General features: G+C 58.1%; 2 protein-coding genes. Both read right to left on the bottom strand.

Annotation, left to right across the window (positions count from 1 at the left end; translation table 11 throughout):
* Positions 1–47: 47 nt before the first annotated feature.
* Entirely contained in the window at positions 48–1,061 is a 1,014-nt protein-coding gene (locus tag EXZ48_RS34485; RefSeq protein WP_130521563.1) for an IS110 family transposase, read from the bottom strand.
* A gap of 120 nt (positions 1,062–1,181) precedes the next feature.
* Positions 1,182–1,592, bottom strand: a complete 411-nt coding sequence (locus tag EXZ48_RS34480; RefSeq protein ID WP_037407864.1) for a transposase — start codon at positions 1,590–1,592, stop codon at positions 1,182–1,184.
* Positions 1,593–1,612: the final 20 nt, after the last annotated feature.

Here is a 1,612-nt window from a genome sequence, read left to right as displayed (position 1 = left end):
TTAGTTCACCCTCGCAATTTCGATGTCCTCGGTTACTTCTAACCTGTTTATGCTGGCTGCCAGCTTGTGCCGCGCGCTTGAATGGCCCAAGCAATTCTCGCCAGCTTGTTTGCGACTGCAACCGTGACGACATTGAACGATCGCCTGGTCATGAGCGAATTGATCCAATCCCAGATCCTTCCACTTCGCCCCGCTGCGATTCTGACAAGTGATCGAGCTCCATTTATGAACTGGCGACGCATGTAGGCGTCGCCTCGCTTGCTAATGCCCAGCAGGCACTCCTTGCCGCCGCTTGAATGTTGTCTGGGAGTAAGTCCGAGCCAAGCAGCATAATGACGCCCGGAGCTAAAGCGGTCATCGTCAGACACCGTTGCCACCACTGCGGTTGCTATCACGGGACCGATGCCCGGAATGTCGATTAGTCGCCTGCACGACTCGCTGTCTTTGGCATCCGCCTTCATTCTGCAGTCGAGTTCGGCGATGCGAGCATCGGCCGATCTGATCTCGTCAACGAGCAATTTGAGGATCGACAGCAAGGATGGGGGCAAGCCGTGCTCGTCGCCGGATTCGACGATTTGCATAAGGCTGTTTAACCCTCCACGGAGCAATGGCGCGACAAAACCGTGCTCGGCCAGATGCCCTCGGAGGGCGTTCATGGTGCCCGTACGCTGTCGGACCAGGTGATCGCGGACACGATGGAGCGCCAGCGCCGTTTGCTGTTCAACAGATTTGACTGGAACGAAGCGCATGTTGGGGCGCTGCACGGCCTCACAACAAGCTTCTGCATCCGCAGCATCGTTCTTGTTGGTCTTCACATATGGACGGACAAACTGAGGCGGCATCAATCGAACATCATGCCCAAGCCGGGCGATTTCCCGAGCCCAATGATGAGCGCCAGATCCCGCTTCGAGCCCGACGAGACAAGATGGAAGCTTCGAAAGCAACTCCAGGAACCCCTCCCGAGAGATTTTTCGCTTAAGGACTGCGTTGCCAGCGCTATCGACCGCGTGGATTTGGAAGTACCGCTTCGCGATGTCGATCCCGACTACCTTGATATCCATTTGATCCTCCCTGCCTTGGATTGGCGCGGCGCATTCTGCGCCGGCGGTAGAGGGGCGTCCATCACATCATGTCGGTATGGCCTGTCGCCAGCCAGACCTTTACACCTGTAGGGACCGGGATCATCGCAGTCCCAGCACACAGTCGAGAATACGGCCAAGCGCTTCGGTATCGATGTCGCTATCCACGCGGACGCGTCGGCCACGACCAAGTTCGATCGTTACATCGCTGCGCTTGCGTCGGGGATGGGATGGTGCGGGTGGCTCCGGTATAGCGGGCGAGCCTGCCGAAGCGGTCTCAGACACGATTACCGGCACCAACATGCTTGCCGCTCCTGCCGACGGCCCATCGACCTGGCAAAGCTCCTTGCGCCAACGGAAGAGCTGGCTGACATGGATGCCGGCCGCGCGGGCAATCTCTGAGATCACCGCATCAGGTTCAAGACAGGCAGCGACCAACTGCTCCTTCTCCTCGCGAGACCAGCGTCGACGGCGCTCAACAGACGTGATCACTTCAATCGGATGCTTCGTCATAGGACTATCCCTAGTGTTTG

Source organism: Shinella sp. JR1-6, assembly GCF_004284735.1.
In the GTDB taxonomy this organism is placed as follows: domain Bacteria; phylum Pseudomonadota; class Alphaproteobacteria; order Rhizobiales; family Rhizobiaceae; genus Shinella.
The sequence above is the reverse complement of the archived record's forward strand: the minus strand, read 5'-3'. Positions and strand labels throughout refer to the sequence as shown.

What these genes read in the sequence shown, in the direction of transcription:
- EXZ48_RS34485 (WP_130521563.1), bottom strand. Translation starts at nt 1,061, where the DNA reads ATGGATATCAAGGTAGTCGGGATCGACATCGCGAAGCGGTACTTCCAA.
- EXZ48_RS34480 (WP_037407864.1), bottom strand. Translation starts at nt 1,592, where the DNA reads ATGACGAAGCATCCGATTGAAGTGATCACGTCTGTTGAGCGCCGTCGA.